Annotated in this window: 18 protein-coding genes; 12 read left to right on the plus strand and 6 right to left on the minus strand. The window is 44.4% G+C overall.

The window, feature by feature from the left end; all coding sequences use genetic code 11:
- The first annotated feature begins 382 nt into the window (after positions 1-382).
- Complete coding sequence (locus tag OCV56_RS04760; protein ID WP_086712299.1) at positions 383-2173, plus strand: hypothetical protein; 1791 nt, start codon at positions 383-385, stop codon at positions 2171-2173.
- Between the two features lie 68 nt (positions 2174-2241).
- Here the strand turns inward: OCV56_RS04760 and OCV56_RS04765 are convergent, their stop codons facing one another.
- Positions 2242-3585 (minus strand): sigma-54 interaction domain-containing protein, encoded by a 1344-nt coding sequence (locus tag OCV56_RS04765; RefSeq protein WP_086712298.1) that lies wholly within the window; start codon positions 3583-3585, stop codon positions 2242-2244.
- A 282-nt stretch (positions 3586-3867) separates the two neighbouring features.
- On the opposite strand from OCV56_RS04765, the gene OCV56_RS04770 reads away from it, so the two are divergent.
- From OCV56_RS04770 to OCV56_RS04785, 4 genes are all read left to right on the plus strand, one after another.
- Positions 3868-4425, plus strand: a complete 558-nt coding sequence (locus tag OCV56_RS04770; protein WP_086712297.1) for a DUF1439 domain-containing protein — start codon at positions 3868-3870, stop codon at positions 4423-4425.
- Positions 4426-4650: 225 nt separating this feature from the next.
- Positions 4651-6213 carry a glutamate synthase-related protein gene (locus tag OCV56_RS04775; protein ID WP_086712296.1) on the plus strand — a complete coding sequence of 521 codons (1563 nt, stop codon included), beginning with the start codon at positions 4651-4653 and terminating at the stop codon, positions 6211-6213.
- A gap of 264 nt (positions 6214-6477) precedes the next feature.
- Positions 6478-7269: an arylamine N-acetyltransferase family protein gene (locus tag OCV56_RS04780; RefSeq protein WP_086712295.1), complete on the plus strand. Its 792-nt coding sequence runs from the start codon at positions 6478-6480 to the stop codon at positions 7267-7269.
- A gap of 19 nt (positions 7270-7288) precedes the next feature.
- A complete protein-coding gene (locus OCV56_RS04785) occupies positions 7289-7813 on the plus strand; it encodes an NADPH-dependent FMN reductase (protein WP_086712294.1) in 525 nt (174 codons plus the stop codon).
- A 107-nt stretch (positions 7814-7920) separates the two neighbouring features.
- On the opposite strand, the gene OCV56_RS04790 is transcribed toward OCV56_RS04785, so the two are convergent.
- On the minus strand, positions 7921-8733 hold the full coding sequence (locus tag OCV56_RS04790; protein ID WP_086712293.1) for an enoyl-CoA hydratase/isomerase family protein: 813 nt from the start codon (positions 8731-8733) through the stop codon (positions 7921-7923).
- Positions 8734-8863: 130 nt separating this feature from the next.
- On the opposite strand from OCV56_RS04790, the gene OCV56_RS04795 reads away from it, so the two are divergent.
- Positions 8864-9823 (plus strand): LysR family transcriptional regulator, encoded by a 960-nt coding sequence (locus tag OCV56_RS04795; protein WP_086712292.1) that lies wholly within the window; start codon positions 8864-8866, stop codon positions 9821-9823.
- Positions 9824-9964: 141 nt separating this feature from the next.
- Positions 9965-10405 carry a redox-sensitive transcriptional activator SoxR gene (soxR, locus tag OCV56_RS04800; RefSeq protein ID WP_086712291.1) on the plus strand — a complete coding sequence of 147 codons (441 nt, stop codon included), beginning with the start codon at positions 9965-9967 and terminating at the stop codon, positions 10403-10405.
- A gap of 17 nt (positions 10406-10422) precedes the next feature.
- On the opposite strand, the gene OCV56_RS04805 is transcribed toward soxR, so the two are convergent.
- Together OCV56_RS04805 and OCV56_RS04810 are read right to left on the minus strand one after the other, a co-directional pair.
- On the minus strand, positions 10423-11202 hold the full coding sequence (locus OCV56_RS04805) for a carbohydrate deacetylase (RefSeq protein WP_086712290.1): 780 nt from the start codon (positions 11200-11202) through the stop codon (positions 10423-10425).
- Between the two features lie 86 nt (positions 11203-11288).
- The gene (locus OCV56_RS04810) at positions 11289-12617 is read right to left on the minus strand and encodes a 6-phospho-beta-glucosidase (protein ID WP_086712289.1); all 1329 of its coding nucleotides are present in this window, start codon (positions 12615-12617) and stop codon (positions 11289-11291) included.
- Between the two features lie 104 nt (positions 12618-12721).
- Here OCV56_RS04810 and OCV56_RS04815 point away from each other — a divergent pair, with 104 nt between their 5' ends.
- The 3 genes from OCV56_RS04815 (at position 12722) to OCV56_RS04825 (ending at position 14588) form a co-directional block, all read left to right on the plus strand.
- The gene (locus OCV56_RS04815) at positions 12722-13606 is read left to right on the plus strand and encodes a LysR substrate-binding domain-containing protein (protein WP_086712288.1); all 885 of its coding nucleotides are present in this window, start codon (positions 12722-12724) and stop codon (positions 13604-13606) included.
- A 76-nt stretch (positions 13607-13682) separates the two neighbouring features.
- On the plus strand, positions 13683-14063 hold the full coding sequence (locus OCV56_RS04820) for a VOC family protein (RefSeq protein WP_086712287.1): 381 nt from the start codon (positions 13683-13685) through the stop codon (positions 14061-14063).
- Positions 14064-14168: 105 nt separating this feature from the next.
- Positions 14169-14588 carry a globin gene (locus OCV56_RS04825; RefSeq protein WP_086712286.1) on the plus strand — a complete coding sequence of 140 codons (420 nt, stop codon included), beginning with the start codon at positions 14169-14171 and terminating at the stop codon, positions 14586-14588.
- Between the two features lie 119 nt (positions 14589-14707).
- Here the strand turns inward: OCV56_RS04825 and OCV56_RS04830 are convergent, their stop codons facing one another.
- Positions 14708-15478 carry a DUF481 domain-containing protein gene (locus tag OCV56_RS04830; protein ID WP_086712285.1) on the minus strand — a complete coding sequence of 257 codons (771 nt, stop codon included), beginning with the start codon at positions 15476-15478 and terminating at the stop codon, positions 14708-14710.
- Between the two features lie 139 nt (positions 15479-15617).
- Here OCV56_RS04830 and OCV56_RS04835 point away from each other — a divergent pair, with 139 nt between their 5' ends.
- Both OCV56_RS04835 and OCV56_RS04840 read left to right on the plus strand, forming a co-directional pair.
- Positions 15618-16007, plus strand: a complete 390-nt coding sequence (locus tag OCV56_RS04835) for a DUF4345 domain-containing protein (RefSeq protein WP_086712284.1) — start codon at positions 15618-15620, stop codon at positions 16005-16007.
- Between the two features lie 9 nt (positions 16008-16016).
- Positions 16017-17519, plus strand: a complete 1503-nt coding sequence (locus OCV56_RS04840; protein ID WP_150330758.1) for an arylsulfatase — start codon at positions 16017-16019, stop codon at positions 17517-17519.
- Positions 17520-17590: 71 nt separating this feature from the next.
- Here OCV56_RS04840 and OCV56_RS04845 read toward each other — a convergent pair whose 3' ends face one another.
- Positions 17591-18616 carry a LacI family DNA-binding transcriptional regulator gene (locus OCV56_RS04845; protein ID WP_086712282.1) on the minus strand — a complete coding sequence of 342 codons (1026 nt, stop codon included), beginning with the start codon at positions 18614-18616 and terminating at the stop codon, positions 17591-17593.
- Positions 18617-18732: the final 116 nt, after the last annotated feature.

Below are 18732 nucleotides of genomic sequence, written 5' to 3' on the forward strand. Positions count from 1 at the left end.
ACACCCCTGAACCTTCAGTTATCCATCAAGTTGTTACCCGTCAACTCGACCGCTTGTTATTCAATCATCTAGTATTGGCTACGTTATTGCACCTTTTAAAGTTCACTCTCCTCGAATTAAAGCTTTAATAGCAGCCTGATGTAGACACTTTGTTCACCTTTCTAACTCATTGATTGTTAATTCAAATCTCTGGTTCATGGACAAATGATAACAAAGCGTTCAATAAAGGAGTGCCTCCAAAATATAAACATCAATCAATTCAACAAGTTGAACTTGGCTTGGAATATGCTCTTTCGAACCTACGAATTGCTAAAGGATTTTCTCCAATTTGGGTATGGCAGAAAACTCTAAAAGCATAAGTATGGATAAATGGAGAGAGAGCATGAAGGTTATAAATTATTTATTTAGTGTGCTTCTGTTGTTTAGTAGCCCTCAGTTGGCATGGGCTACTGTTGATGTGATGGAACTCGATGGTAATGCGACCAGTGATAATAGTGCTATCGATTGGGACGACGTAAATGACCCCAACAGCATGGTAGGGATTGCAGAATTTTTTCAAAAAGACCGTAACGGTATCGACCAAATCTTTTGGAAGGGGGGATCAAAAGATGACTCCGACATTACGGATTGGGCGTTCCGTACCGCGTCACCACAACCAAAAGATGACTTTACCAATGCGTATGCCGCTGCCTTTGAAAGCGAAGGCGATTTGCTGATTTACTTTGGTGCAGACCGATATGCGAACAATGGTGATATGTACATTGGTTTCTGGTTCTTACAAGACCAAGTAGGATTACCAGATGGACAAACTAAGGGCGACTTTGTTGGGCAGCATGTCAATGGAGACATCCTTGTGCTGATTTCATTTCCTCAGGCGAGTGGCGGCAATCCGTATATAGAAGTGTTGCAGTGGGATTTAAATAATGGCGATGTCACGGATAATATGACGAGAATTTTCCAAACAGACGGTGACCCTAAATCGAATGATTTCGTGGGTGCAAGATGTGGCAGTGGCGCTGTTGGTGTCGATAAGATATGTGCAATTTCAAATGATGATTCTATCGGGACAATACCGCTACCGAACGTGCAAGGTTGGGACTACCTAGCTAAAACGGGTGAAGCAACGTCTATTCCAACAGAGAGCTTTGTGGAAGGTCGATTAAACTTGTCAGCTTTGTTGAATGATGAGTTTGGTATTGAGGATATTCCTTGTTTCAGTAGTTTCTTAGTGGAGTCACGAGCTTCACGTTCGATTGATGCATCTTTGGCTGACTTCGTTGTCGGTTCATTCAGTTTATGTAGCATCAGTATAGCGGCGACTTGTAACACAACCAGCTTTACGGTTGATGGCATGTTTAACATCGATTACACCGTGACGGTTACCAATACCGGTCCTGGTTCGTTAGGCACTAATGGTGATTACGAGGTGGCCTTTTTATCTGAGTCACCAATCTTAGGTGCGCTTCCAGTGGTGGGTAACGGTGATGAAGTATGGAGTGTCGGTGAGTCATTCTCATTCATGGGGAGTTACCTGTCTGTAAATAATGGTGCCGTCGGTGTGATAGATGGTTCGGTGGATCTTGATGGCCTTATCGTAAATGCTCAAGCGCCAGTGGCTTACAATTGTCCTCCAATAGATTTGAGTCCAATGGTTGAGATTTCTAAGGTATGTAATAGCTTCTTAGAGGTTGATAGCGGTCAAGTTGTGCTTAAGAAAACCTATGATGTTGAAATATGTAATACCGGTGATATCCCATTGGCCATTGAATCGCTGGTGGATTCTAAGGATGACTCTTTGAGCCGTTCTGACTTACCTACCGAAGTCGTCAACAGCAGTTATTACCTCGACTTCGCTTTACCTTGTGATGATCTTGAGGATGTGACCACATGTGGTGCTGGTAATATGTGTAGTGTATTAAGTGCCGACCCTGAGCTGTTTGCTTGTAAGACGGGTGAAGGAGAGTGGATACCGAACTTTGGTGATGCGATTGGTCAAGTGTGTACACAAGTAAGCAAAACCTATGCGCCAAATGTGTTACCAACTGGAGTAGACGGAATGCTATCTAATCAAGTTACAGCAACGTTTGACTCGCTGTTCTTGCAAGAAGCATTTATGGAAACATCGAACATTGCAACCTGTGATGTTTGTCCATTTACTGTACCTGAGCCATAAGTACTTTCATTAATTAAACTCTAAAGCAGCCTAGTTCGTTAGGCTGCTTTTTTAATTAGCTATGCGACTTAAATTACTATTTGATGTTTTTTGATCAGTTTGTATAAGGTTGTCCGAGAAATAGACAACGCTTTAGCTGATTGGGAAATATTGTAGTGGTGTTGCTGAATCACTCGACGAACATTTTTTGAAGAAAGTCGAGCGTCACTCTCAATGTCGGGCGACGCGTCTTTCAATTGAATCCCCATATGCCGAGTAGAGAGGGCGCTTGAGTTAGAAAGAACAATCGCTCTTTTTATGCAGTTGAATAACTCTCTGACATTGCCCGGCCAATGGTACTGTTTCATTTGCTCAAGGGTGTCACTAGGCAGTTTGGTTTTGGATGCATATTTGTGCTTCAGCTCAAATCGAACCAAATCTTCAATGTCTTCTTTGTGATCATTGAGTGGCACTAAATCCAATGGAAGTACATTGATCCGGTGAAAGAGATCCTTTCGAAATTTACCCGCAGCAACGGCTTGTTCGATGTTGACGTTGGTGGCGAAAATCACACGACAATCTACGGGTAATTGGTTGTTACTGCCCAATCGCTCTATCAAGTTATTTTCTAGAAAATGGAGTAAGTAGGTTTGTAGTGACAGTTCAAGGTCGCCGATCTCATCCAAAAATAGCGTGCCACCATTCGCTCTTTCCACGTGTCCGACGTAGCGTTTGTTTGCTCCCGTGAACGAGCCTTTTTCAAAGCCAAATAACTCTGAGTGAATCAAGGATTGTGGAATTGCGCCGCAATTGACAGCGATGAAAGGTTTCTGACTGCGGGCTGAGGCTTCATGTATCAAACGAGCGCATAGGCTTTTCCCTGTTCCGGTTTCCCCTTGAATCAGAACTGGGAAATCATTGTTAGCGATCTTAGTTATCTTCTTTTTAAGGTGTTGGATGGTGCTGGATTGCCCCACTAATTGATATTTAGGGCACGAGACAGGCTTAGGTTTCATTTGCTTGGTATCTACCATGCCATACGCATGCCCTAAATTTCGACAAAGCCATTCTGTATCAATAGGGAGGTGGTAATAATCCCAAAAAGTTTGCTTAATGAGTGGCAAGTCGTGACTTGGTGGCAGGCTACAGATAGCGATTGCTTTTAAACTTGGAGAATGAGCCTTCAGTACTGAAATTTGCTCACATTGTTTGTCGATTGAAGATGATGTTAGACAGGAAACGACAATTGGTGCGCAGCGGTGGCTGCGGGAATTGAGCAAGTGAATGGCCTGCTCGCTAGTTTCTGCAATTTGAGCTTCCCATTTATGGAGATGCAGTTCCTCTACCCACTGTTTATGATGCAGGCATGCGGTGTTGCATAACAGAATCACGGAACGAGTTGTTGGTTCAGGTGATACTCTTTTTGATGGCATTGTGCTCACTCTTCATGTTTCTATCCATGATGAAACCTTTAGTAAGCCCCCTAAATATCCCATAAGCTTAGAAGTAAAATTCAATTAATTCGAGTACAAAAATCTGAGGGCGTTTGGCTGACAAGTGCCATTCTCTCAAGCGGGAAAGCTAATCTGGTGCTTTACTTACTGATATTTATGCTTATTAACAAAGGTATTTACGAATATCGTGTTTTTACTGTTTTGTGCACGGTTCACAAGGTAAACTTCACGTAAGCCACTAACGATAAAGAGCTGATATTGATGATAATTAATGTAGCAAAAAAGTTCATTTTGGCAGCTTCTGCGCTGGTGCTAGGTGGTTGTGTTAGCTATAGCGTTACTGAACAAGAAATGACGAGTTACCTTCAAGATTCTGTGATGTTAGAGCAAGAAGTCGGTGTACAAAACGTTATGTATGCACAAGTGGCTGTCGATGACTTAGCGGTGAAAATTGGCCGAGCTGATGACGAGCGTGTTTCTGTTCTGGCGAATACCAATGCACAAGTTCATGTGTTTAACGTGCCGAACATGAGTTTGGAGCTTGGTATCGAATTCAGTGCGATTCCTGAATATGACAAAGAGAGTGGCGAGATTTATTTGAAATCACTGCGTTTAGAGCGCTTTGAAGAAAAAGATAAACAGCTTTCGCCAGAGATTGCCAAACTACTTAAGCCTGCCGTTTCTATGATTGGTTTTGCGTTGTCTCAGTCGCCAGTTTACAAATTGGACAGCAATAAGGTTCAAGAGTCATTGATTAAGTCATCGGAACCTAATCTTGTGATTAAAGACAACAAGCTGGTCATCGAGCTATTCGATTAACCTTTCACATTAGCTTAGACTCAGATTTAAAACACAATGGCTGCCGATTTGGTGGTCATTTTTGTTTGTGTTGAACAAGCAAGACTTCTGTTTTTAGGCTGTCTAATAAGCCTGTTTTCTCAGGTCCATTTATTGAAATAGCCGCGTATCTCACCTTTACTTTACTCTTGTGAGCAAGTCATCGCTTCAGTCATCAAATCATAAGAAAGAAAAGGTGAGCGAACTATGAAGAGTCCAGTAATTGCGGATAACAAACCCGTCAAAGTAGAGCTGACGAAGGGAGAGGAGTATTACTTCTGTACCTGTGGGAAATCGAAAAGCCAACCGTTTTGTGACGGTTCTCATGCCGGTACGGGGTTCAAACCGAAAAGCTTTGTTGCCGAAGAGGACGGTGATGCCTACCTGTGTCGCTGTAAGTATTCTAACAACCTTCCTTTTTGCGATGGCACTCATAAACAGTTCACTGCGGAGCAAGTTGGGCAAGAAGGCCCCGATGTTCATATCCAAGCGGCAACGCCAGATCGCTCGCCAGCGGCTTCTGCAACCAAAGAAGAACCCACGGTTGAGTTCATTCATCAATTAGCACGAGATGGTTTATCTAAGGTTGGGCATCACGGGCCAATGACATCGATGGGTGTTCCAAGATATCTATTACCTCATTGGGATGATATTCAAGTGATGGTTGCACAAATGGCGACGAAACCTCTGTTGGAACATGTACCAGTCGGTACTGAGCTTATTATTGGGCCTAACGCCAGAAAACCATTGAAGCTCAATATTCCTCTATTTGTGTCGGACATGAGCTTCGGGTCGCTATCTGAGGAGGCGAAAGTGTCTTTGGCGACGGGGGCTGAACTTGCAGGAACCGGGATCTGCTCCGGGGAAGGCGGCATGTTACCTGAGGAACAGGCTGCCAATTCTCGCTACTTTTATGAGTTAGCCAGCGCTCAGTTTGGTTACGATGAAGCGAAGCTCAAAAATGTCCAAGCCTTCCATTTTAAAGGTGGCCAAGGGGCTAAAACCGGAACAGGCGGTCATCTTCCAGGAGCGAAGAATATCGGTAAGATCGCGGAAGTTCGTGGTATTGAAGCGGGCACTGCGGCGATTTCTCCTCCTACTTTTAAAGATCTAAAAACCGCAGCGGATTTCAAGAAATTCGCCGACCGAGTTCGAGAAGTGACGGGCGGTATCCCAATAGGCTTCAAGCTAAGTGCTAACCATATCGAAGAAGACATTCAATTCGCATTAGATGCCAGTGCCGATTACATCATTCTAGACGGTCGAGGCGGCGGTACTGGGGCTGCACCAGAAATGTTCCGAGACCATATTAGTGTGCCAACGATTCCAGCTTTGGCTCGTGCTAGAGCTTACCTCGATAAACAAGGCGTCAGTGACCGAGTTACATTGATCATCACGGGTGGTTTACGTGTGCCGATGGACTTTGTAAAAGCGATGGCGCTTGGCGCAGATGGTGTCGCTATCTCAAACAGTGCTATGCAGTCGATAGGGTGTGTGGCGGCGAGAATGTGTAACACCAATAATTGCCCGGCGGGTATTGCGACTCAAAAGGCCGACTTACGCCAGCGTTTAAATGTTGAGAAGGCCTCGAATCAGCTTAAAAACTTCTTCGAGGCGTCGACAGAGTTAATGCAAGTGATGGCGAGAGCGTGTGGACATGATCACCTGAATCAATTCAACCCTCACGATTTGGCTACATGGAATCGTGAAATGGCAGAACTATCGGGCGTGACATATTCTGGTGTCAGTCCACTAAACCCACTTAAGTAAACAGCACATCGATAAAGCACACTCACTGTATTTGTGGGTGTGCTTGTTTTTACCATTCAATTCTTTACCCATTTTAATCTACTGCTTTATAAGCACTTTTAAATTATTTCCTATTTTTTGAAAATATCGCTTTACCTCAAGTTAACTTGAGGTTTTATCATCCTCCCCAATCTAAAAACATAAAGCATCACCTTGTCACTTTTAAGGGCTGCAAGCTCAGTAGAAGCAAGTCATGAGGTGACAAAAACGAATCAGGGGTTAGGTATGGAACAGAGTCAAATCAGCGAGTATTTTTCAAGGATCGGCTTATCTCAACCAAGCGATACCACAATAGAGAGCCTAAAGGCGATTCACCAACACCAACACAGGAGTATCCCTTTTGAAAACTTTGATGTGGTTCAGGGGTTGCCGATTCAGCTTACAGCAGACGCACTGCATGAGAAGTTAGTGGTTAATCAGCGGGGCGGTTATTGCCAAGAGTTAAATGGACTGTTGTTGAACGTGTTAAGCCACTTGGGCTTTGAAGCGAGAAGTTTACTTGGCCGTGTTCACTTAGCTGGTGAGCCTACAGGGCGTAGCCATCGCGTGACCTTGGTAACGATTGAAGGCAAACAATGGCTGGTGGATGCGGGCTTTGGCACTTTTACCCCTCGATCTCCGTTACTACTAGAAACCAACTTAGAACAGTCTAATGACTTACAAACCTTCCGTTTCATAGAAGACGAACTGTACGGCTTGCTACTGCAAATCAAGCAGGGTGAAGAGTGGATGAACGTCTACAGCCTAGACATGACGTATGTGTGTGCCAACGACCTAGAGTCGAGCAACTTCTTCACTTCTAACAGCCCGAAATCGATTTTCACATCGAACTGTATTGCAGCGCTACCTATTCAAGAGGGGATTGTCACGCTACTGAATCAAACCATCAAGGTGACAAAAAACGGCATTACCGAAGAGTGGTTATTAGAGGACGAGGCGTCTTACTTTGCTGCCCTACAAACCTACTTTGGACTCACACTCAACGTACCTTTTTCACTTTTAAAGAAATGTTTCTAACCAAATTCGAGGATAAACAATGAAAGTATTAGCGATTGGCGCGACCAACAGTAAAGTATCGATTAACCAACAATTAGCAGCGTACACCGCAAGCTTAGTCGAGGGCGCGCAAGTTGAGGTGCTCGATCTTAATGATTTCGAGATGCCTATTTATAGTGAAGACAGGGAAAAAGAGTCCGGCGTTCATCAACACGCGCAGCGCTTTTTTAGCAAGATTGGTGAAGCTGACGCTGTGGTTATCTCCTTTGCAGAGTACAACGGCTCATACACCGCAGCCTTTAAGAATGTGTTTGATTGGACATCACGAATCGACATGAAAGTGTATCAAGGCAAGCCTGTGGTCATGCTTGCTACCTCTCCGGGCCCCGGTGGTGCGACTTCGGTGTTATCTTCTGCGGTTAACTCTGCGCCTTACTTCGATGCAGATGTGAAAGGTTCAATGTCAGTACCAAGCTTCTACGATAACTTCGATATGGAGACGGGCGAGGTGACTAACGCAGATATGATCGACAACCTTAAGATGATCATGAAAAAGATTGGCTAAGTGGTTTTAGTACATTCAGTTCATTCGGCTCATTCGGTTCATTCAGTGAGAGGGTAGATCTTAAAAGTAAAGGCAGCCATAACGTAATGGCTGCCTTAGGTGCTGTATTAGTTTGATAACTCAGCGGCGGTATCAACGAAGATACCTTGAATGTCTTTCGCTTCACGTTCAGTTTGACCGCCATGTTTTAAGAATGCTGCAATGATGGCTGCTGTTTTTTGCTCTTTTGCACGCTCTAAGAAGTAACGCAGTTCTAGTTCTGCGCCCGCTTGCTCATCTTTGATTGAGGTTGCGATGATCTCTTTGTACATCACGATGTCACGCACTTCCAATTGGCTGATCACACCAAGTGTTGCCGCCAAGAAATCTTTAAGCTCTGCTTTCGGCACGAACTGAGTGATGATATTGCGACTTTCAGCTTGTTGCGCTGTAAAATCGTTGCCTAGCAAAAGTGCTTGTAGGGCTTTGTTTTTACCCATGCGTCTTGCAAACTGCACCGCGCCTTGGCCACCTGTTGGGATGTTCACATGAATTTCTGGTTGCGCGAACGCTGAGTTTTCAGTGCCATAAGCTAAGTCACATGCCATCACAAACTCATTGCCGCCCCCACGAGCCACACCATCCACAACAGCGACAGAGACTTGTTTCATCGTTTTGATGTTTTCAATCATGTGGTTGAATTCGATTGAGCCAGCTTGCCCACCTTGGGTGCCGTTGATCACGTTTAGATCTAAATGAGCAAGGAAGAACTCAGCATGCAGTGATTTGAATACCACCACTTTAGTATCGCGGTCATCTTTTAGCGAAAGAACAAACTCATTGATTTCATTGATTAAATCGAAAGTTAATACGTTCACTGGTGGATTGTTGATTGATACGGTAGCAATGCCATTTTGATTGGTAATAGATAGTAGTGTCATCTTGGTTTCCTCTAATAATTTGGAACTGAATGTTGTCTCCGTTATGTGCAGCTACTATAAATTTGTAATAAGATGAGAAAAATAGTCATATTGGCACTTAATTGGTGCTTTAAGTGCAACAAAGGTCGTTATGGATACATCAAGTCGTTTATTATTGCTGTTGGAAGTGGTTGAACTAGGCTCGTTCGTCAAAGTTGCGGAGCAGAGGAACGTTGACCGTTCTGTCATCTCTAAACAGATCAGTCGTCTTGAAGAAGAGCTCGATGTACGACTGTTGAACAGAACCACTCGCTCGTTGTCGCTCACAGCAGCAGGTAACGAGATGGTCAACCAAGCCCATCAATTGCGTGCTTTGCTTAATGACACACAACGTTTGGCACAGAACTACCATTCTGAGCCTAGAGGCCTGTTAAGAATTACGAGCTCTACCATGTTTGGTCGGCAATATGTTCAGCAGGCAATATCAGTGTTTCAGACACAGTATCCGAATGTGGATTTTGAACTGAGACTCGAAGATCGCATCGTTGATATGGTCAAAGAAGGGTTCGATATTGGCTTTCGTATTGGTAAGCCCAAAAACTCTAGCTTAATCAGCCGCAAGATAGCGCGAAGCCGACTCTTGATTGTCGCGTCACCTGAATTCATCGAGAGACATGGGGCAATTGACACTATTGAAAAACTAGAGTCACTGCCTGCCACTATTTATGCCGCACCGGGATTGGTGATCGACAAATTCTCTTACCGTGATGGAGAGGGTAATACACAGCATTTTCAGCTTAACGCGACCTATAAGGTGAATGATGTGGAGATGATTCCTAAGAGTGCTCTAACAGGCAATACTTTAGCGGTTGTTACGGCACAGATGATCACTGATGAAGTATTAAAGGGCGAGTTAGTACCTATCATGACGCATTTGGCATTGGATGATTTTGGTACCTTCTATGCAGTTTATCCTCATCGAGACGCGCCGATAAAAACCAAGCTTTTCATCGACACTTTAAAATCGATAGTCGGGGAAGAACAGCCTGTTTGGGAGCAAGGTATTGCGGGTTTTGATGGGATGTATGGTAATCGCAGAATGAAATCATAAGCCGCTTATCACTGAGGTGATTGCATAACACTCAGATGAATTTGTTACCTAAGCTCAAATTTAGATCTAAAGTTAAAGTGAACTCTATTGTTCTGTATATATTAGATAGTGCATTGGATACTCGAAAAGGGAAGTAAGGACATGAGAAACGTAGTGTATTTAACGATTGGTCAACTATCAGAGCGCAGTGGTGTTGCGCCTTCGGCTCTGCGTTTCTACGAAACCAAAGGACTGATCGCCTCTATCCGCACCAACGGTAACCAACGCCGTTATCAATCAGCGATGCTGAGACGAATTGCCCTTATTCAAGTTGCGCAGTCGATAGGCTTTACTCTTGAAGAGATCACGGAGGAGCTGTCTACCTTACCGATGAATCAGACCGCGACTAAGCGGGATTGGGAACGAGTCGCTAAGAAATGGCAAGGGCAACTCGACAGCAAGATGGCACAAATCCGCTCGTTACAAGAAAACCTGACAGGCTGTATTGGCTGTGGTTGTTTAAGTATGCAGAAGTGCCATTTATTAAACCCAGAAGATATTCTTCATGATCAAGGGCAGGGCGCACAGCGGATCGCTGAGTAGCCTCGATACCGCCTTGATTACCGATTTTGACTCGTTAATAGGTCATCAAACCCAATACACTCAATTTGGTTGTCATCAAGCCACACTTTTAGCTTTGGGTCAGTAAGGAGTTGATATTCTTCTGCACGTTTATGACTGTAACTTGATAGTGACGTGAGTTGCTCACTGGCTGTTATAGAAGGGTGACACATCAACTCAACTACTCCTTTTGGCATGATGGCTTGATAGCTTAGTAGTAAGTCCTGGAGTTTTTCCAATGACACTCCGTCATCGAAAAATCGCATATCGAATGCATCAGGGGTTGGAACTTGGAGATGTTGTTGTCCTTCAATGATGTTATCGATACGACGAACGGGCAACCCGAGTTGATTGGCAAAATGTGTAAAAGCTTCTTTCAAGGGTTTAAACACCCCACCAAAGTGATGGCTGTCGATGTGGTTTATTGTTAATCCAGCATCTAGAGTCGCTTGATACTGTGCCTTAAGCTCTAGTGTCACTTCGTTAGGGCAAACATCGGATTTGTTCATTAGCGTCGTTTTATCCCAAAACAAACCATTATCATCGACCAAGCTTGGAACTAACTCTGGGTCTGATAGCGGTTTTCCGGAAGTCACTGTAAAGTGCAAGCCAACCTCTGGGACTAAATCTTGGTGATAGAGCTCGATAGCATGTTGCGTTCCGGGTTGGTTCATCATGATAGTGGTTGATTTAACTATCCCCGCTTTAAAGCAGTCGACGATGCCATGGTTCACGCTTTCAGTGAGGCCGAAATCATCGGCGTTGAGTATCAATTTCATGATGACCTCTTATTAAAAAATTTGGATTCAATATCTGAATGAGCTCAGCTCTCACGGAGCTCATTAGCTGCTAACAAAGTGCCACACTAAGCGAGTCGATGAGCGAACGCAGGCATGAAGTCTAAGTTCTCGCGAATGGTTTCTAGCAAGGCCTCATCGATGTGCGAACCACTATCGACAATCGGGTTTAAGATCAGAGCTCGTTTTGCTAACGCTACATCACCTGTCATGGCCGCTTTAACGGTCAAGGTTTCAAACTCTTTCATTTGCTGTATCAAGCGCAGCGTGTCGCTATCAAAAGGTTCAACGTTGAGTGGCAAGATTGCGCTGCTAGTGATCACCGAACTCACTTCGACCGCACAGTCATCGGGTAATCCTTGAATCGCGCCATTGTTGCGAGTGTTAACATGCATGATAGAACGTTTGTTATTGTGGATACTGCTCATCAGCTCACAGGCCGCTTCAGAGTAGTAAGCTCCACCTCTTTCTTCTAGCAATTGAGGTTTGGTATCCAGCATCGGATCTTTGTATATCTCTAGCAGTTGTTGTTCGACCTTTGCAACTAGGTCTGCACGATTGGTGCTATTTTCAGAAGCCGCAAACTCTTTGTCTAAGATGTCTCGTGACTGATAGTAGTAACGTAAGTACGCACATGGCACCAAGTTCAGTGAGCGAATAAGCTCGCCGTCCCATTCGAATGGCGGGATGTTTTTTGGCATCATTTGATCGTTGCCACCAAGAAGTTGCTCGATGAGCTCGCCCAGCTTATCTTGACCTTCATGGAGCACTTTCCGAGCCCACACTAGGTGGTTTAATCCGGCAATTTGCATCGTCATATCTTTGCGTTCTGCACCGAGCATTTTTGCGGCTCCGAGTTCCATGTTGACTGGAACGTTACATAGGCCAACGGTCTTAATCGTGGAATGCTTAATCAGTGCTTCCGTTACCATACCTGATGGGTTGGTGAAATTGAGTAACCACGCATTGGGGCATAATTCTTCCATCTCTTTTGCTATCTCGAGTGCAATCGGTATGGTTCGGCAAGCATTAGAGAAGCCTCCTAAGCCATTGGTTTCTTGGCCAATCATGCGATATTTTAATGCGATTCGTTCGTCGCGTAGCCTGGCCTCCATTCTTCCTGCGCGAAACTGTGAGCAGACAAAGTTCGCGCCTTTCAGGGCTGATTTTCGATCCGTGGTGAGGTGAACATTAATCTCACAGCCTGCTTTGTTTATCATTCGCTTAGTGAGAGCCGCGATTATCTCTGCTTTTTCCATACCTTCTTCGATATCGACCAACCACAGATCAGAGATAGGTAATTCGTGATGGCGCTTGAGTAGGCCTTCAACGAGCTCTGGGGTGTAACTTGATCCACCACCAATCACGGTTACTTTGAGTTTTTGATTCTGTTGCATGCTGTTCACCATTTAATGTTGTAGATTACTTGGTTTAATTTATATGATGTTCACATACACCGACAAACCAGTTATGACGACTTATGAATTAGTGAGGTTAATCCATGGGGCTATTCGAAAATCGCCAACAAACGCTGTCACTGCTGCACTCCTTTAGTGTTGCGGCCAAGCATTTAAGTTTTACACGTGCAGCAGATGAGTTGTGTTTGACTCAAGGTGGGGTAAGCCATCGCATCAAAAAATTGGAACAACAACTGAAGTTCAACCTGTTTGTGCGCAAGACAAGAAAACTCGAACTGACACCAGAAGGTCAGCGTGTACTATCCATGTTGAACGTCTCGTTTGAGTCTATTTTTTCTGAACTGATGGACATTCAAACGGGTGAGCTAAGCGGGGAGTTATACATCGCGACATCTCCTTATTTTGCATCATCTTGGCTAATGCCGCGCTTGCCAGAATTCAGACGATTGTATCCAAATCTAAGCATTAAACTGCAAACGAAACAGAACCAATCCGACTTCCAGTTTGAACCGTATGACGTGGCAATTTTCTATAGCGAAGGCCACTATCCCAATCATTACAGCGAGCGGTTGTTTAATGGGGTAAGAACACCGGTGTGCAGCCCTGAATACGCGAATAAGTTTAGTTTGGAAAAGGGTATTAAGTATTTAGATGGTGTTCAATTCATCCATAGTGGAGACATTACAGCTTGGCAGCGCTGGTTGTGTGAAGCTCAGAGTGATGTCGATTGCACGTTGCAGTGTGACTATTACAGCGATAACCGCTTGGCGATGGATGCTGCGATATTATCGATGGGGTTAGCATTAGGGCGGTTAGAGTTCATGAAACCGCAGATTGAACAAGGCTTGCTAGTCGCGCCTTTTATGAGCATTGAATCGGGCAAAGGATATGACTTAGTGTGTCCTAAAGGGATGGAGCAACGAACTAAGTTTCAGGTGTTTACTCAATGGGTTAAGCAACAGTTGTGACCGAATAGCGTGCCTAGACAAACGCATATTATAGGTCTAGTTTAGGGTGTTCTTTCAATAAAAGAAGAGGTTAGTTATGTTCAGCCATGTATTTCTCGGTACTGAAAATATTGAACGCGCAAAGTCTTTCTACGACTCTATTATGACGGTGCTTGGTTATTGCGAAGGCTCTGTGGATCCTAAAGGACGTTGTGTTTACGTCACTCAAACGGGTGTATTGGGTTTAACGAAACCGATTGATGGTCAGCCTGCTACTCATGGTAATGGTATGACTGTGGGTTTTCTAGCGAGCTCACCAGACGCTGTCGATGAATGGCATCGTATCGGAATAGAGAATGGAGGCACAAGCATTGAGAATGGACCGGGTATGAGAGGGACCGATGAGAGGCCACTTTACATGGCTTACCTGCGAGACCCTGATGGAAACAAGATCTGTGCAACTCACTTTATGCCATAGTGGCGTATAATTAGAGAGTATTGATTGTTCAGAGTTAGCTAATGGCAACTCTTGAGCTTTCTCATTATTCGAAGGATTGACTGATTATTGCAAAGGACCTGCTAGATGACACCGAATGAACTGTTTTATGAGAGCTTTGAGCGTTGCCGGATTGACCAAGAATTCTTGGAGAGTTTTCTAGCGGATTTTTGCGAACATAACCCTAGATTTTCGGAGAGATTCGAAAGTATAGGCTTAGAGCAACAAACCAAGATGCTCAAGGCCTCGATCATTCTTATTTATAACTCTTCTGGCCTGCCAAGTGTGCGGAACTCCGTTAAGAGGCTGGGTAAAAGGCATAAAGACTTAGGGTTGGATATTTCAGAGCAAGAACTTAACGAGTGGTTTAATTCTTTGCTTAATACGGTTAAGAAGTATGACCCACTTTATGACGCTCGAGTTGAGCAAGCTTGGGCTGAAACCCTCGCTGCCGGCCTAAATATTATGAAGAAAGAATGCGTGGTTCCAAACTCTGTGAATAACTAGATCGTTGATTCTGTGATTCTCAGTTTTGCTTGTTCGTTATTTAAAGCGGGCAATAGCGTCTGAAAGGATGACATTGTAAGGTAAGCCTAACGATATCAGGCTTACCTCTTATTATTTGACTAAAAATGAGCGGCCCAACCAATCAAGAAACCTTGTGATGCCGTATCGTACTCAAAAGTGCCTTTGTTTTCGTAATCAACCCAAGTCGATTTGTATGCGATGTTTAAATCAGACCAACTGTTTATCTGGTATCGAACTCCAGTCAATAGAGACGAGGTAAAGTCGGTATCACTGCCAAGCCCTGCATCAATAGTTGTGTGAAACTTCCAATCCTTATTGATCTGCGTTATCCATCTCACACCTATTTGATAGTCTATCCAATCTTCATCAAGTGATCGGTCGACACTTAGACTACCGCCTGAACCGTAAAGCTTGGCATCAATGTCGTTATCCCACCAACGAAGTCCAAATAGATAGTCAATCGTGCCAAATTCGTATTGGTAGCGCTTAAAACCTTTTATATCTAAAACACCTTGTCGGATATCAAGATTGCCTTTCAATATCTCTAGGTTGGCATCTAACACCGAGTTTGTTTTTCCACTTAGCTTCATGAAGCTGTAGTCAATGTAATAGCCCCACTGATTGTTATAGATACCCTCTAAACGCACCATAGCGGTCATATCAAGGTGATCCATGATGAATGAAGGATCAACATCGACATCTGCTGACAAGTCACCAATGGTGCTGTCTCCGCGAATATTGAGTGCGAGTGCGTAGATTTCGAAGCTATGCTGCCACTTTTTTGCATCCGCTTGTGCGCTTGCTTCTTGCGCATTTACGGTTGAACTAGCAGCCAGTGCTGATGCGAGTAGGTAACGCCATTTAGCCATGTTGATATCCCTATCTTAGCTGTGAAATAGAACAAATGTGAATGCATATCCCCAGCGTTCACTTTTCACATATGCAACTTGTATATTGCTGATTGTAGACTATGTTTTTTGAAAAGAGCCAAATTCAAAGAGTTAAGACATGAAGCCACAAAGTGTTTTTTTGTACATCGCTGTTTTAGGGTTAACACCGATTGCGTTGTCGTACGGTTATGCCCCCGTTATCTCCCTCGATTATCTTTTCGGAATTGATGCAAGCCCTATCAATGTCACTCATATCTTTCGTGCCGTGATGGGGTTGTACTTAGCATTGGCGTTGTTTTGGATAGCAGGGGCGTTATTAAAGAAATATCGACTGCCAGCACTCTACAGCTTGGTGGTGTTCATGTTGGGTTTGGCTGCAGGTCGTGTCATTAGCTTAGTGTTAGATGGCATGCCTCATTGGCTGCTTTTTGTCTATCTAATATTGGAGCTTGGCTTTGGCTTGGTAGGAATAAAAATGGTTCATAAAGAACAATCTGAAACAGTATAAGGACATTCTATGAAAAGGATCTTCCATCTTCTTATCCTGAGTGTGTTAAGTAGCTTTTCGCTATCGGCATGGTCAGCTCAAGAGCAGCCCAATATTTTTGTTATCTTCACGGATGATATTGGGATATCCAACCTGAGTGCCTATCACAATGGTGTGATGAGTAGCGAAACCCCGAACATCGACAGTATTGCCGAGAAAGGCATGCTACTCACCGATTATTACGCTCAACCCTCTTGTACGGCGGGTCGTTCCGCATTCTTAACAGGGCAGCTACCTGTGCGAACAGGCATGCACTCAGTCGGGTTGCCGGGTGGGCCAGTTGGTTTAAGTGCTGACACCCCAACGCTTCCTGAAATCCTTAAAACCATGGGCTATGTGACGGGGCAATTTGGTAAGAACCACCTTGGTGACCGAGATGAATTCCTACCGACAATGCATGGTTTTGATGAGTATTGGGGTTGGCTATATCACTTGAATGCAATGGAATACACAGAAGATCCAGATTGGCCAAAAGATGGGTCTTTGGATGCCTTTGCACCTCGTAATGTCATTTATGCAAGATCAGACGGTAAAGGTGGTCAAACGATCGAAGACGATGGCGCATTGTCGATCGAGCGTATGCGTACTCTGGATGATGAAGTGAATAAACACGCCATCAACTTCATCGAAAGGGCGGTTGAAGCGGATAAGCCATTTTTCACTTGGTACTGTCCATCACGTGGTCACGTTTGGACGCATCTGTCACCTGAATATGAAGCAATGCTCGGCCAAAACGGTTGGGGACTTCAAGAAGTGGTGATGAAAGATCTTGATGATCATGTTGGTGAAATGATGGCAAAAATGGAAGAACTCGGTATCGCCGACAACACCATCATCATTTTCACTGCCGATAATGGCCCGGAAATCATGACTTGGCCTGATGGCGGTATGACGCCTTATCACGGTGAGAAAGGGACAACTTGGGAAGGTGGTGTAAGAGCGCCTGCACTGGTTAGCTGGCCTGGTAAGATTCCAGCAGGAAGCGTGGGTAATGGTATTTTTGATGGTATGGACTGGTTACCAACTCTCGTTGCGGCAGCTGGTGGGCCGGCGGATCTGAAAGAGAAGATGCTTAAAGGTCACGATGGCTTTAAAGCGCACCTCGATGGCTACAACCAAGTCGATATGTTGACGGAGAAAGGTGAATCGAATCGCAAAGAAATTTACTACTACGAACGTGACAAGTTACAAGCGGTTCGAGTCGGTGATTGGAAGGCGCACTTCGTAGTGCAGAATCATGGCTGGAGTGGCCCTAAAGAAGAGCTTAATGCACCGCTACTGTTTAACTTGCGACGCGACCCTTATGAGCGAGCAGCAGAAGAGTCAGGAATGTACTTGAAGTGGATGGGGCAGAAGATGTGGGCATTCGGCCCAGCACAGGCAGCAGTGCAACAACACCTCGCTACTTTCAAAGAGTGGCCACCTAAAACACCAGAAACTCAGCCCGACAATACCGGTGGCGTGGGCAACTAGTGGAAATAGCATAATAAAAATCCCGCTCTGTATGAGCGGGATTTTTGTTGTAATGCATCTTTGAGTCGGTATTACTTGAGTGTCGTTTTTCTCTCAATAAACTTCACCGGAACCATCAGTTTTACTAGGCTAGTATCTTGTTCTTGAATCTGACTCACTACAATTTTCACTGATTCGCGAGCAAGGCGTTTGAAATCCTGTTTGAACGTCGTGAGCTGGTAGTTCAGCCACTGCGTTTGCGGGATATCATCGAAGCCAATGACTTGCAGATCTTCAGGAATACTCAGGTTGAACTCCAATCGAGCTACGTCCATAACAGCCATCGCTAGGTTATCCGTTGCGCAGAATATCGCTTCTGGCTTTGATGACTCTGAGAACATAGCGCGAATAGTATCTAGTGCATCAAGATAGTCGTAATCGGCCTCGATAACGCGAGCTTGTTTACCTGTTAGATCTTCGAACTCTGAGCAGAAACCGGCTTCACGTTCCCCGTTGGTGTAAGTCGGTACATTACCGGTTAGGTAAACAGCTGATTTTACGCCTACATTATGAAAGTGCTGAGCGGCAACTTGGCCTGCTGCGTAGTTATCGCTTACGACATGGCTACTTTTAGTGCCTTCAACCACACGAGCGTACTGAACAATCGGGATATCGAACTCTTCACACTCTTCATACAGTGACTTGTTGAACGTTGCGGAGGCGGCAATTACACCATCGACACGATATTGGAAGATGTTAGGAATCGAGTGGTTATCGTTGCCATCAACTTGCCAAGGAATCAATACCGCAGAGTACCCCTGTTTTTGTAGCTCAGTAGAGATAAGCTGCAGCGTTTTCATGTGAATCGGATAATCAGCGTCTGGGAAAACTAAGCCAATCAATTTGGATTCATTTGTCGTCAGGCTTCGCGCAAAAGCATTAGGGCGATAGTTGAGTGCTTTTGCTGCTTCAAATACTTTTAGCTTGGTCTTTTCAGATACCGAACTGCCCGGTACAAATACGCGAGATACAGTTGATTGAGAGACGCCTGCTAGTTTAGCGACATCTTTTGAAGTGACAGTTGTTTTTGACGCCGAGGCGTTTTTTGGAGAGTTCATAGACCATGCTTTTTAACCAAGTAACAGCATAGAGAATATCATAGATAGGTACGTATTCAAAAAGTCTATGCGTTAGAGTGGTATGAAAAATAAGGGCTAATTGACGTTATTGGGTA

This window comes from Vibrio gigantis (assembly GCF_024347515.1).
Lineage (GTDB): Bacteria > Pseudomonadota > Gammaproteobacteria > Enterobacterales > Vibrionaceae > Vibrio > Vibrio gigantis.